Genomic DNA, 12809 nt, shown 5'->3' with positions numbered 1-12809 from the left:
GTGATCGATGGCAGACGACAACGATCCCGACAGTCAAACAGAAGACCCGACACAAAAGCGCCTCGAAGAGGCGCTCGAACGCGGCGACGTCGCCAAGAGCCAGGAGATCAACACCTGGTTCATGATCGCGGGCGGCACGCTCGTGGTCTCCACCTTCTCGGGCTCGGTGGGCAGCGGGCTGGTGACGCCGATGCGCAACCTGCTCGCCAACTCCTGGATGATCAAGACCGACGGCAGGGCTCTGCTCGCGCTGATGCAGCAGATCGAGGTCGCCGTGCTCGCAGCGATCGGCGTGCCCCTGCTGATGCTGGTGCTGGCGGCGATTGCCGGTAACGTGCTCCAGCATCGCCTGGTCTGGTCGGCCGAATCCCTCAAACCCAAATTCAGCAAGCTGTCGCCGGCCGAGGGCTTCAAGCGCATCTTCGGCAAGCAGGCGGCCGCGAACTTCCTCAAGGGGCTCGGCAAGCTGATCGTGCTCGGCGCGGTCATGACCGTGGTCCTGTGGCCGGAGCGCCATCGCATGGAGGCGATGGTCAGGCTCGATCCGGCCGCCATGCTGGGCGCCAGCACCAGCCTGACCATTCATCTGCTCGGCGCAGTGGTCGCGGCGCTCGCGATCATCGCCATTGGCGACTATTTCTTCCAGTATCGCAGCTGGTTCCAGCGGCAGAAGATGTCGCTCCAGGAGATCAAGGAAGAGTTCAAGCAGTCCGAAGGCGACCCGCACATCAAGGGCAAGCTCCGGCAATTGCGCCAGCAGCGCTCCAAGAAGCGCATGATGGCGGCGGTTCCCAAGGCCTCCGTGATCATCACCAACCCGACCCACTATTCGATTGCGCTGTCCTACGAGCGCGGAATGTCTGCGCCGATCTGCGTCGCCAAGGGCGTCGACAACCTCGCCTTCAAGATCCGGGAGATCGCCCGAGAGCACGACATCCCGATCGTCGAGAACGTGCCGCTCGCCCGCGCGCTCTATGCCACCGTCGAAATCGACCAGGAAATCCCGACCGAGCACTACCATGCGGTCGCCGAGGTCATCGGTTACGTCATGCGGCTGAAGCACGGATTCGGTGCCGGACGCGGATAAAATACCCGAAAAGTACCGGAAATGGCCGTAATCTGGGAATCAGCGTACCTTTCGCCCTTGCTGCCCTTGCGCCTGCGGGTCCGATTCAGGCAGGGAGGACCCCACGCGCCCCGTAGCGCGTTGATTCTCTGCCGACAGGCTGTGCCAGCTTGAAATGACTGCCGAGACCGACCACGACCTCACACGCGAGCCCGTTGCGGCGCACGAGCCGTCGCCGCGCTCGGGCAGCATTGCGCTCGTGCTACTGGTGGCCGCCGGCCTCGTCGCCGTCGCCGTCGGGCTGATGACGCTCGGGCGCGCGCAGGCCCAGCCCTATATCCTCGGCATCCTCGCCGTGCTGGCGATGGTCGGCCTGTTCAACCTGTTCGCCTTCGCCGCCGGCATCATCCGCTTCGTCGACCGCAGTCTCGACGATCCCGTGATGGGGCGCATTGCCGACCACGCCTTCGACGGCCTGGCCGTGACCGATCCCCGCGGCCACGTGGTCTATTCCAACGCCGCCTATCTGACGCTCACCGGCGCAAGCGGACCGCAGGAGGTGCGGCCCGTGGAGCGCGTCTTCATCGGCAACCCCGACGTCTCCGAAGCCGTGTTCCGCCTGCTCAAGGCCGCGCGCGAAGGAAAACGGCAGCAGGAAGAGGTGCGCATCTCGGGCCATGACGGCAGCCAGGGCCGCTGGCTGCGCATGCGGGTGCGCCCGCTCGGCACCGGGAAGCGCGAGGCGAAATACGCGGTGTGGTCGATCGCCGACATCACCCGCGACCGCGAGCGCCAGGAGGACGTGTTCCAGGAACTCCAGCACGCGATCGAATATCTCGATCACGCGCCCTGCGGCTTCTTCTCGGTCAATCCGGCCGGCGAGCTCGCCTATGTCAACGCGACGCTGGCCAACTGGCTCGACTACGACCTCGCCGAGATCGGCTCGGGCGGGCTGAAGCTCACCGACATCGTCTCCGGCGATGGCGCCTCGCTGCTTACCGCGATCGTGGCGGTGCCGGGCGAGGTGAAGACGGAAGTCTTCGACATCGACCTGCGCATGCGCACCGGCAAGACCATGCCGGTGCGGCTCTATCACAAGCTCGCCTTCGGCGCCGACGGTGCACCGGGGCCGTCGCGCACGCTCGTCATCAGCCGTGCCCGCGACGAGCGCAGCGACCCCGACCGCGCCGCCGAAGTGCGCTTCATGCGCTTCTTCGACCATACGCCGATGGCGATCGCGACCGTCGACCGCGGTGGCAACGTCGTGCGCGCCAACGCGCGCTACGCCAAGCTCGGGCAGGCTCTCGGGCTCGACAGCGCCAGCAAGTCGATCTTCCGCGCGGTCAATTCGCGCGACCGGAACCTCTTGATCACGGCCATCAACCAGGCCGCGGAGGGCCAGGCCGACGTCGCGCCGGTCGAGGTGGCGCTCGAAGGAACCAAGGAGCGCTGGGGCCAGTTCTTCGTCACGCCGGTCGATGCCGCCGAGAACGACGCCGAAGCCGCCATCGTGCACATGCTCGAGACCACCGAGCGGCGCGCGCTGGAGAACCAGATCAACCAGTCGCAGAAGATGGAGACGGTCGGCCAGCTCGCCGGCGGCATCGCCCACGACTTCAACAACGTGCTCTCCGCCATCATGATGGCGAACGACTTCCTGCTGAACGCGCACAAGCCGACCGATCCGTCGTTCCAGGACATCATGCAGATCAAGCAGAACGCGACGCGCGCCGCGACGCTGGTGCGGCAGTTGCTGGCGTTCTCACGGCGGCAGACGCTGCGGCCGCAGGTGCTCGACCTCGGCGATGCGCTCTCCGATCTCGCCATGCTGCTGCGACGGCTGATCGGTGAGAAGGTCAAGCAGGAGACCATCCACGGCCGCGATCTCTGGCCGGTGAAGGTCGACGTCTCCCAGTTCGAGCAGGTGATCGTCAACCTCGCGGTGAACGCGCGCGACGCCATGCCCGATGGCGGCAAGCTGATCATCCGCACCGCCAACGTCACCGCTGAGGAAGCAGCCAAGCTTGCCTACAAGGGCATGCCGCCCGCGGACTATGTGCGGATCGAGGTCGCCGACACCGGCACCGGCATCCCCGCCGATATCCGCGACAAGATTTTCGAGCCGTTTTTCTCGACCAAGGAAGTGGGCAAGGGCACCGGCCTCGGGCTTTCCACCGTCTACGGCATCGTCAAGCAGACCGGTGGCTTCATTTACGTGGACTCGGAACCGGGGCAGGGGACTTCGTTCCATATCTTCCTGCCGCGCCATCACGCCGAGCCCGAGGTGCAGGAGCAGCCCGCAGCAGTGGTCGGCGCGGCCAATGGCGCCGCGAAGGAGACCGCACCTGCGGCGGCGGAGGCCAAGCCGCGCACCGATCTTACCGGACAGGGCACCATCCTTCTCGTCGAGGACGAAGAGGGCCTGCGCGCGCTGAACGCACGCGGCCTGCGCTCGCGCGGCTACACCGTGGTCGAGGCCGAGAACGGCGTCGAGGCCATGGAGGTCCTGGAGGAGCAGAGCGGTGCGATCGATCTCGTCGTCTCCGACGTCGTGATGCCTGAGATGGACGGCCCGACGCTGCTGAAGGCGATGCGCGAGAAGAATCCCGACATCAAGTTCATCTTCGTCTCCGGCTACGCCGAGGATGCCTTCGAGAAGAGCCTGCCCGAAGGCCAGCAATTCGACTTCCTGCCAAAGCCGTTCACGCTCAGCCAGCTCGTGGCAGCCGTGAAGGAGACGATGGCAAAGGCGGGGTGACGGCGCGCGCTCGTCACGTTCTCCGTCATTGCAATGACGGGGAAAAGCGGAATTCGCCTCGTAAGCCCGCCGGTAACCCGCGACCGCTGTTCCTCCGGCTCCCCGGCCAAACCCCCGCCAAATATGGGCTTTTGCCACATCCCCGCGACTGAGGGCCGCAGCCATAAGTTCCGAAACCGGCTTCACTTTTCGGGAAGTCTGCCCATCTTAGGAGCACGTCCCCATGCCGGGGATTTGGGAAACGCACATGACTTTCTCGCAACGCTCCCTCACTCTCTTCAAGACCCTCGCCGTCATGCTGGCGCTTGCGCTGCCGACTGCGCTGGTGATTTCGTCCGCCGACGCCCGCGTCGGTGGTGGCATGTCGTCGGGTTCGCGCGGTTCGCGCACCTATTCGGCGCCGCCTTCGACCACGACCGCGCCGGGCTCGACCTCGCAGTTCAACCGCACCTATACCCAGCCGGGTGCCGGCATGAATTCGGCTGCCGCCGCACCCGCGCGTGGCGGCCTGTTCGGCCGCGCCGGTGGCTTCATGGGCGGCCTTGCGGCCGGCTTCCTCGGCGCCGGCCTGCTCGGCATGCTGTTCGGCGGCGGCCTGTTCGGTGGCCTCGGCGGCCTGTCGTCAATCATTGGCCTGATCATCCAGATCGCGCTCGTGGTGTTGGTGGTGCGGCTGGCGATGTCGTGGTGGCAGCGCCGCCATACGCAGCAGGCGGTCTACGCCAATGCTGATGCAGGTAGCGGTCCGGGACCGCAGACGAACTATCGCAGCGGCCTCGGTGGCGGCAGCCTCGGCGGTGGACTTGGTGGCTTCGGCTTCGGCGCCAACAACGCACCGCTCGAGATCAAGCCTGACGACTATGAGGCGTTCGAGCGCCTGCTCGGCGATGTCCAGGCCGCCTGGTCGAACGAGGACGTGGCCAAGCTGCACACGCTCGCGACGCCGGAAATGGTCTCCTATTTCGAGCAGGACCTTGGCCAGAACCGCGCGCGCAACGTTGTCAACAAGGTGACCAACGTCAAGCTGTTGCAGGGCGACCTCGCGGAGGCCTGGCGCGAAGGCGAGACCGAATACGCCACGGTGGCGCTGCGCTTCGCCCTCACCGACAAGACGCTGGACCGCAACAGCGGTGCGGTTGTCGCCGGCAGCGAGCAGCCGGGCGAGGCGACCGAGATCTGGACCTTCGCCCGCCGTCCAGGCAACGGCTGGGAATTGTCGGCGATCCAGCAGACCAACTGATCGCACGCAGGTTAAAGACAAGGGCGTCGTGCTTCGGCACGGCGCCCTTTTTCTTTGAGCCGCTGATATCCTGATACGGCCGACCAATTGCGCGAAGCACTTAATTGCTTGTTGCCCGCGCAGAGCTCCCGCAATTTCGCGCCTGCCGGTTCGAGAGGGAGATATTCGGTGAGCCAGTCTGTCGCGCGCTCCAGGACAAATCACGAAACCATTGCCAGGAATTCGTCCCTGCCGCTGGAGGCGATCGAAACGGCGTATGACCGGATCGAGGCCGAGCGAGACCGCAATTGCTGGATCTATCTCCGCCCGCGGGAGGAGGCGCTCGAAGCATGCCGGAAGCTCGTGGCGCGCGCGCGGACAGGCGAAAATCTTCCACTGCTCGGCATTCCCTTTGGTGTGAAGGACAATATCGATGTCGAGGGAATGCCGACCACGGCCGCATGCCCGGCATTTAGCTACACGCCCTGGCATTCCGCGCACAGCGTCGAACGCCTCACCGCGGCCGGCGCAATTTGTCTCGGAAAGACCAATCTCGATCAGTTCGCCACAGGCCTGTCCGGTGCACGTTCGCCCTATGGCCCCTGCGCGTCGGTTGCCGATGCGCGCTATATTGCGGGCGGCTCCAGTTCCGGGTCCGCGGTCGCCGTGGCGGCCGGGCACGTCGCGTTCGCGCTCGGCACCGATACCGGCGGGTCCGGCCGCATACCTGCCGGCTTCAACAACATCGTCGGAATCAAGCCGACCGTTGGGCTGGTGTCATCACGCGGGCTGGTGCCGAATTGCCCGACGATCGATTGCGTTTCGGTGTTCTGCAACACTGTCAGCGACGGCGAGGCGATCATCGAAATCATCGAAGGGTTCGATTTCGAAGATCCCTACAGCCGCTTGCCCAGGGCCTTTTCTTTCGCCACAGGGACGGTGCCATCCTTCCGCTTCGGCCGCATCGCGTCCGCCGATCTCGAATGCTTCGGCATGCCGGAATGCGGCGAGCTCTATGAGCGCGCCTGCGAGCGTTTCACGCAGATCGGGGGAACGGCGATCGAGGTGGACTTCGCGCCGTTCCGCCAGGCCGGGGAGTTGATGTTCAGCGGACCCTGGGTCGCGGAGCGGCACTCGGCCATCGCTTCGCTCATGGACATCGATTCCGGCTCCCTGCTTGATGTCACGAGGACCGTGCTGGGCTCAGCCGCTGGGTATTCGGCGATCGACACGTTTGGTGCCATTCACCGGCTGCACCGGCTTCGCCGCGACGCCGAGGCGATCTTTGCGGGTATCGATGCGCTGGTGGTCCCGACCGCACCGCGGCCGTTCACGCTGGAGGAGATGGATCGCGATCCGATCACCCTCAACAATCGCCTCGGCTACTACTCGTACTTTGCCAATCTGCTCGATCTGTGCGGCGTGGCGGTTCCGAACGCGACATTGCCGAACGGCATGCCCATGGGCGTGACCCTGCTGGCGCCGGCCTGGCATGATCGCGCGCTGATCGGACTGGCGCGGCGGTTCGAGGTCAGTGCAGGCCGAGCGGCGTTCGAATTGAAGTCTGGTGGCTGACGGACGGATATTATTCCATCTCTTGCTCGAGCGTCGAAAGATCCAGGATCGAAATCACGGATCTGTCGTACCTGATCACGCCTTCCTCCTGGAGCCGTGCGAGCTGTACTGTCACCCATTGGCGGGTGGATCCGATGAGATTGGCGAGATCGCCGTGGGTAAACGGCATCCCGATGACGATCTCGCCGTCGCGCTTCACGCCGTAGACATGCGACAGGAAGATCAACAGGCTATGTAGCCGTTCCGTCACCGAGCGCGTCCCGAGCATCTGGGCCATCGCCGAATAGCATCGCGCCTTGAAGGCCAGGGCATCCAGCAAGGCGACGGCGATCGCCGGCGATTCCAGCGCAAGCCGCCGCAGCGCCAGTCCCGGCATGAACGTCAACAGGCTGGGTTCGGCCGCAACCGATGACCACATGTGCGGGCCCGTTCCGAATATATCGGGGCCACCGACGAAGTTGCCGGGAAACCAGTAGGCGAGCGTGACCTCACGCCCCGACGGCGCCGCATAGTAGCTGCGTATGCGTCCCTCGCTGATCAGGTAGATCCCAGCCTGTGTGTCGCCCTGAGACCAAACCAGTTGGCCGGCTTCCAGGGCCTTCTCGCGTCCGATCGCACGCAACCGATTGCAATCAGCCCGGTTGAGACCGTCCAGCAAGCCGGGCAGCGGCCTGACGAGATTGTCCGACTCGGCCAGCATCACGCCTGCCGCTATCGCGCTATTCGCCCTGTGCATCGCCGGCTCCCCTGTGAGACCCGGCATCGATTATTCAAGAACCATGCCAGCGCGCTGCGGGCTGCCTCTCGATTTCCAAGTTCTGGGCGATCAGCTCGCGTCCGACTGATTGAACGCCCGCAACCCTTCTGCGCGGATGACGTCGAGACAATCCTTCTTGAGGGAAAGATAGGTTGGTTCGACCATGACAGAATTCGACCGCGGGCGCGGCAGCTTGACCGCGACTTCGCGCAGGATGCGGCCGGGTCCCGCGCTCATGATGAGAACACGGTCGGCCAGCACGATGGCTTCATCGATATCATGCGTGACGAACACGATCGTCGCCTTGATCCGGTCGCGCAGCTCCAGCAGATTGTCTTGCATCACCGCCCGGGTCTGCGCGTCGAGGGCCCCGAAGGGCTCGTCCATCAGCAGCACGCGGGGCTGATTGGCCAAGGCTCGCGCGATCGCCACGCGCTGTTGCATGCCCCCGGACAGCGTGTTCGGATAGGCGTCGGCGAAACGCTTGAGACCGACCATCGCGATCAGATCGTCGGCGATGGCATTCGCTTCTGTCCTCGACTTCCCAAGCATCCTGGGGCCGTGGGCGATGTTCCTGCGGACAGACTTCCAGGGGAAAAGATGCGGCTGCTGGAACACCATGCCGACATCGGGTCGCGGGCTGTAGACACGCGAGCCCTCTACCAGGATGTCGCCTTCAAACGGCACTTCCAGTCCGGCGATCGTATTGAGCACCGTCGACTTGCCACAGCCGGAGGGCCCAACGATGCAAATGAACTCGCCAGGTGCCACGTCGAAGGACACGCGATCCACCGCGATGGTCTGCCCGCGGCGGGTGTCAAAAACGATGCTCAGGTTTGAGACTTGAATGGCCGGTTGTTTCCGCGCCGATTCGACGGAGGCTGGCGCACTTGCCAGAGCCAGTTTCATGATCGATCGAGCTCCCGACATCAACGCCACCAGACAGTACGTTCCGCAAGAGCCGAAAACAGCCGGTCGGCAGCGAACGAAATCAACCCGAGCGCTGCGAGCCCGCCCATGACCTGGCCGGTTTGCAAATTCTGCTGCGCAATCTCGATCCTGTAGACAATGCCGGCGAAAGCGCCTGCGAGTTCGGCGGCGACAAGCGTGTAAAAGGAGATACTGACGGCGGTGCGCAACCCGACCACGATGTAGGGAAGCGCACCCAGCAGCACGATCTCCTGGAGCATCTGCCGCCGGGGCGTGCCGAGCATCAACGCCGCCCGAATCAGGCCGCGGTCGACCTTCTGCACGCCGATGTGGGTCGAAAGCCAAACCGTGAAGAACACGCCCCATACGACGAGGAACAGTTTTCCCGCCTCCGACAGGCCGAACCAGAGGATGACGATCGGCACGAAAGCAATCGGCGGAATTGGCCGCAGGATATGGAATAGCGGGGACAGCAAGCTCGAAACAACAGGGAATTGGCCGGTGAGGATACCGAGCAGGATGCCGAGCAGGCCGCCTACGATGAACCCCGTGGTGACGCGAAAGAGGCTGGCCAGCAGATCGCCAAGGAACTGTCCGCTTCGTATCCACTCGAGGACCGCTGCAGCAACCACCGTCGGCGGCGGAAACAGCACCATGTTGACGGCCCCGGAACGGGAGACCAGTTCCCAGAGGCCGATGAACAGGGGAAGCGAAAGCGCCCCGACCAGAATATTGAGGCGGCGAAGACGAGCTGAATCCGGCCGCCGACCGCGACCGTCGGTGCGGAGAGCAATCTCTTGTCGTGCTGAAGTGCCCTCCTGCATGGCTGTGCGTGTGCCTATTTCCACGAGAGGGTGACGCGTGCGGGGTCGACCTTCTTCAGTGGCTCGGCGACGACGACCTTGCTGAAGTCGGGCATCGCCGCTCCCGGAGGATGGTTGCCGCTCTCGAGGCGCCATGCGGAGTGGGTCTTGAGAATCTCGATCAGCCTATCGTCGAGGCGCACCCGGTAAACATAGTCGGCCCAGATCGCAGCGAGTTCGTCCCGCTTCATGCCGACCGCGTCCGCCACGACCGTGATCGCTTCATCCTGGTGTGCCTTCATCCAGACCTCGGCGTCGATCAGCGCGGCGATGAACTTCTCAACCAGCGCCGGGTTGGCATCCAGATAGGTCCTCATGACAACGATGTTGAACGTTTCGGAGTAGGTGCCCTTTGTATCGAGTTCAGCGGCGGCTTCGCCCAGGGCCTTCTTGGCGTTGGCGATGTGGGGTTCCCAGGTGTCGATCGCGTCGATGCTTCCGGCTGCAAGCGCCGGCAGCATCTCCTGCGGCCGCAGATTGACGAGGGTGACATCCTTGGGAGCCAATCCCGCCGACTTCAGCAACGTCGCCGTGTAGACCTCGCTGCCGGTGCCGGCAGTGAATCCGATTCGCTTGCCGCGCAGGTCTGCCTTGGTCTTGACGCCGGCCTTGGCCGCGACGACCGTCTTGAGGTCGGAATATTCCATGCCGGCGACAAAGGCGATGGGCTGGTTTGCCATCGCCGAAGCGGTAACCGGCGCCTCCGCCGTTGTCGCGATGTCGGCGCCGCCCCCGATCACGGTGTCCAGGCATTGCTTGCCGGACGTGAAGTTCGAGACCGTGATGTCCAGTCCGTGCTTTCCGAAAATCCCCTTCGATTTGGCGATGATCGCAAGGCCGGAGATCGGCGCGAGGTTTTGCGCAAGCCGGGCTTTGAGCAATTCCGCGGCCGCGGCGCAGCCCGGACTGATGGCGAGGCAGCAAAGCGCGGCATAGCCGGCAATTGCCGCAATTGGGCGGACGGTGTTCCAGTGCATGACGATCTCCCCTCGCGCCGCGCCCGGCGGCAGCCCCGATGTGATCGCGGATGCCGCCCTGAACGGCCCCGCAGCAGACTCCCGCGTCCTCTCCTGGGCGATCTCTTGAGGATCGGCCCCACGTTGGTATGCTCGCCCGGCGCTACGGTCTCTGGAAGCAATTAATCGACATGGCGCTCGGGGCGACCGGTCGTGCGCCTCCGCTCGAGGTGATGCGCGTGCGGCGGATGGCCGCTGGAATAATGTCTGTCGTGACGGGTTCATGTCAGCGGATCAAAGACCGTCCAGCCAGGCGCAATCGCAGGAACAATCGGGAGGATAGGATGAGCATTATTGCCAAGGTCATCGTGCCAGCAGGCGTTGCGCTGGCGGTCTTCGCAAGTCCATCGGTGCGGGCGCAGTCAGCCGACATGACGTTCTTCGTGACCTCGAGCGGCCCGGGCAAGGGCGCCGATCTTGGCGGCCTGGAGGGAGCCGATGCGCAGTGCCAGAAGCTGGCGCAGGCCGGCGGCGCCGGCGGCAAGACCTGGCGCGCCTATCTCTCGGCGCAGGCCGCCGACGGCAAGCCCGCCGTCAATGCCAAGGACCGCATTGGCAAGGGACCGTGGCAGAATGCCAAGGGTGCGGTGATTGCTAAGGACGTTGCCGACCTGCACGGCGCGGCCAATAATCTCACCAAGCAGACCGCGCTCAGCGAGAAGGGCGAGGTCATCAACGGCGCCGGCGACACGCCGAACCGGCACGATATCCTCACGGGATCGCAACCGGACGGCACCGCTTTTGCCGCGGGTGACGACAAGACCTGCAGGAACTGGACGTCGAGCACGCAGGGCGCGGCGGTCGTCGGCCATGTCGATCGTAAGGGCCTGCGCGACGACGAGCCGTCAAAGTCCTGGAACAGCTCTCACCCCTCGCGCGGTCCCGACGGCGGCTGCTCGCAGGCCGATCTGAAGAGCACCGGCGGCGACGGCCTGCTGTATTGTTTCGCGGCGAATTGAGGCGAGGCTCTATCTTCCGTCATTGCGAGGAGCGAAGCGACAAAGCAATCCAGACTTTCTCCGCGGAAGCAGTCTGGATTGCTTCGCTTCCGCCTTCGCTCTTCGAGCTTCGGCGGACAAGCCGTTCGCAATGACGGAGAATGTGGTGCCGCCGTTCCGTCTCGCTCTCACGGAACCTTCGGCCGCATGTTACATTGGTCCGACCGCTTCCACGCTCACGGACCTCTCCCATGAAATACGAGCTCTATTACTGGCCCGAGATCCAGGGCCGCGGCGAATATGTGCGGCTGGCGCTGGAGGAGGCGGGGGCGGCTTACGTCGACGTCGCGCGGGGGGCGCGCGGAACAGCTGCGATGATGAAGATGATGGACGCGCATGGCGGCACGCCGCCCTTCGCGCCGCCGTTCCTGAAAGCGGGCAAGCTCGTCATCGGCCAGACCGCCAACATCCTGCTCTATCTCGGCGCCCGTCATGGGCTCGCGCCGAAGACGGAAGCGGGCAAGCTTTGGGTGCACCAGCTTCAGCTCACCATCACCGACCTCGTGACCGAGATCCACGACACCCATCACCCGCTCGGGCCTTCGATGTACTATGAAGATCAGAAGGTGCCGGCGAAGAAGCGCACGGCGGAGTTTTGGGACGAGCGCGTGCCGAAATATCTCGGCTATTTCGAAGAGCTTCTCGCCGGCAATGGCGGCGCCTATGTCACCGGTCGCAGGCTGACTTACGCCGATCTCTCGCTGTTCCAGATCGTCGATGGGCTGCGCTACGCCTTCCCCAAGCGCATGAAGGCGTTCGAGGGAAATATCCCGGGCCTCGTCGGCCTGCATGACCGCATCGCCGCGCGGCCGAACATCAAGGCCTATCTTGCGAGCGAACGCCGGATCCCCTTCAACGAGCTGGGCATCTTCCGCCGCTACAAGGAATTGGACAATTAGCCGGTCCGGATAGCGGCTCACCACACGCCGGGCAGCAGGCGATAGCGCACGCGCGTCATATAGCTGGAATAGCCCGGCAGGCCCTCGCGCAGCGTGCGCTCCTCGATGTCGATGCGGACAGCAAACAAAACGACGATGACCGGCGCCATCACGAGGCCCCACCACGAGCCCAGCAGCAGCGGCACGCCGGCGAAGAACAGGATCATGCCGCTGTACATGGGGTGGCGCACATGCGCGTAAGGCCCCGTCGAGACCACGCGTTGTGCGCGGTCGGCCTGGAGCTTCACCACGGGCGCGGCGAACGAGTTCTCGCGGAACACCCACAGGATGAACAGCGTCGAGAGGACGAACAGCACGAGACCTAGCGCCTGCAACGCAACCGGCATGTCGGAGGATTGCGTGCGCCGGTCGAGCCCCATCGCGGCCAGCCAGGCCAGCATCGCAATGACGAAGACGATCATGAAGGTTTTGTCGGCGGCAGGCTGATCCTTTTGCAGGACCGGCCGCAGGCGTTCGGCGAGCAGCGCCGGATCGACCCGATAAAGCCACCAGCCGCAGAGCGGGCCGAGCAGGGCGCAGGTGGCGAGGAACACCCAGGCCGAAGGCCAGTGCATCGTCCCGGCGCAGGCGAAGAGCAGCGCACCCATGCCGGCGGTGGTGATCGTGTTCTGCAACAGTAGTTTTGCGATCATGCGCAGGTCCCGGTCTGCCGCGCACGATATTGGTCC

General features: G+C 64.6%; 11 protein-coding genes. 6 read left to right on the top strand and 5 right to left on the bottom strand.

The genetic code is table 11. From position 1 onward, the window contains the following. The first annotated feature begins 7 nt into the window (after positions 1-7). The 4 genes from flhB to atzF all read left to right on the top strand — a co-directional run bounded on the left by flhB (position 8) and on the right by atzF (position 6618). A complete protein-coding gene (gene flhB / locus AC5ZFO_RS29445) occupies positions 8-1087 on the top strand; it encodes a flagellar biosynthesis protein FlhB (protein WP_282523028.1) in 1080 nt (359 codons plus the stop codon). Positions 1088-1241: 154 nt separating this feature from the next. Beyond that, on the top strand, positions 1242-3824 hold the full coding sequence (gene cckA, locus AC5ZFO_RS29440) for a cell cycle histidine kinase CckA (protein WP_496122894.1): 2583 nt from the start codon (positions 1242-1244) through the stop codon (positions 3822-3824). A gap of 223 nt (positions 3825-4047) precedes the next feature. Continuing rightward, entirely contained in the window at positions 4048-5064 is a 1017-nt protein-coding gene (locus AC5ZFO_RS29435; protein ID WP_496122893.1) for a Tim44 domain-containing protein, read from the top strand. A 168-nt stretch (positions 5065-5232) separates the two neighbouring features. Further along, positions 5233-6618 carry an allophanate hydrolase gene (atzF, locus tag AC5ZFO_RS29430; protein ID WP_282523031.1) on the top strand — a complete coding sequence of 462 codons (1386 nt, stop codon included), beginning with the start codon at positions 5233-5235 and terminating at the stop codon, positions 6616-6618. A 10-nt stretch (positions 6619-6628) separates the two neighbouring features. On the opposite strand, the gene AC5ZFO_RS29425 is transcribed toward atzF, so the two are convergent. The 4 genes from AC5ZFO_RS29425 to AC5ZFO_RS29410 form a co-directional block, all read right to left on the bottom strand. After that, a complete protein-coding gene (locus AC5ZFO_RS29425) occupies positions 6629-7354 on the bottom strand; it encodes a Crp/Fnr family transcriptional regulator (RefSeq protein WP_166342597.1) in 726 nt (241 codons plus the stop codon). 90 nt (positions 7355-7444) lie between these two features. Further along, positions 7445-8284: an ABC transporter ATP-binding protein gene (locus AC5ZFO_RS29420; protein WP_282523033.1), complete on the bottom strand. Its 840-nt coding sequence runs from the start codon at positions 8282-8284 to the stop codon at positions 7445-7447. A gap of 20 nt (positions 8285-8304) precedes the next feature. Next, entirely contained in the window at positions 8305-9129 is an 825-nt protein-coding gene (locus AC5ZFO_RS29415) for an ABC transporter permease (protein WP_282523034.1), read from the bottom strand. Positions 9130-9143: 14 nt separating this feature from the next. Continuing rightward, positions 9144-10145, bottom strand: a complete 1002-nt coding sequence (locus tag AC5ZFO_RS29410) for an NrtA/SsuA/CpmA family ABC transporter substrate-binding protein (RefSeq protein WP_282523035.1) — start codon at positions 10143-10145, stop codon at positions 9144-9146. A 323-nt stretch (positions 10146-10468) separates the two neighbouring features. Here AC5ZFO_RS29410 and AC5ZFO_RS29405 point away from each other — a divergent pair, with 323 nt between their 5' ends. Continuing rightward, complete coding sequence (locus tag AC5ZFO_RS29405) at positions 10469-11143, top strand: lectin (RefSeq protein WP_282523036.1); 675 nt, start codon at positions 10469-10471, stop codon at positions 11141-11143. Positions 11144-11373: 230 nt separating this feature from the next. Next, positions 11374-12081 carry a glutathione S-transferase gene (locus AC5ZFO_RS29400; protein WP_282523037.1) on the top strand — a complete coding sequence of 236 codons (708 nt, stop codon included), beginning with the start codon at positions 11374-11376 and terminating at the stop codon, positions 12079-12081. A gap of 17 nt (positions 12082-12098) precedes the next feature. On the opposite strand, the gene AC5ZFO_RS29395 is transcribed toward AC5ZFO_RS29400, so the two are convergent. Then, positions 12099-12773 (bottom strand): methyltransferase family protein, encoded by a 675-nt coding sequence (locus AC5ZFO_RS29395; protein WP_282523038.1) that lies wholly within the window; start codon positions 12771-12773, stop codon positions 12099-12101. Between the last annotated feature and the right edge of the window lie 36 nt (positions 12774-12809).

It is taken from the genome of Bradyrhizobium sp. Unk1, from assembly GCF_059512345.1.
This window is presented reverse-complemented; position numbering and strand designations above follow the sequence as displayed.

Coding starts and splice junctions, on each gene's coding strand:
- flhB (WP_282523028.1), top strand. CDS start 8: ATGGCAGACGACAACGATCCCGACAGTCAAACAGAAGACCCGACACAA.
- cckA (WP_496122894.1), top strand. CDS start 1,242: ATGACTGCCGAGACCGACCACGACCTCACACGCGAGCCCGTTGCGGCG.
- AC5ZFO_RS29435 (WP_496122893.1), top strand. CDS start 4,048: ATGCCGGGGATTTGGGAAACGCACATGACTTTCTCGCAACGCTCCCTC.
- AC5ZFO_RS29425 (WP_166342597.1), bottom strand. CDS start 7,354: ATGCACAGGGCGAATAGCGCGATAGCGGCAGGCGTGATGCTGGCCGAG.
- AC5ZFO_RS29420 (WP_282523033.1), bottom strand. CDS start 8,284: ATGAAACTGGCTCTGGCAAGTGCGCCAGCCTCCGTCGAATCGGCGCGG.
- AC5ZFO_RS29415 (WP_282523034.1), bottom strand. CDS start 9,129: ATGCAGGAGGGCACTTCAGCACGACAAGAGATTGCTCTCCGCACCGAC.
- AC5ZFO_RS29410 (WP_282523035.1), bottom strand. CDS start 10,145: ATGCACTGGAACACCGTCCGCCCAATTGCGGCAATTGCCGGCTATGCC.
- AC5ZFO_RS29405 (WP_282523036.1), top strand. CDS start 10,469: ATGAGCATTATTGCCAAGGTCATCGTGCCAGCAGGCGTTGCGCTGGCG.
- AC5ZFO_RS29400 (WP_282523037.1), top strand. CDS start 11,374: ATGAAATACGAGCTCTATTACTGGCCCGAGATCCAGGGCCGCGGCGAA.
- AC5ZFO_RS29395 (WP_282523038.1), bottom strand. CDS start 12,773: ATGATCGCAAAACTACTGTTGCAGAACACGATCACCACCGCCGGCATG.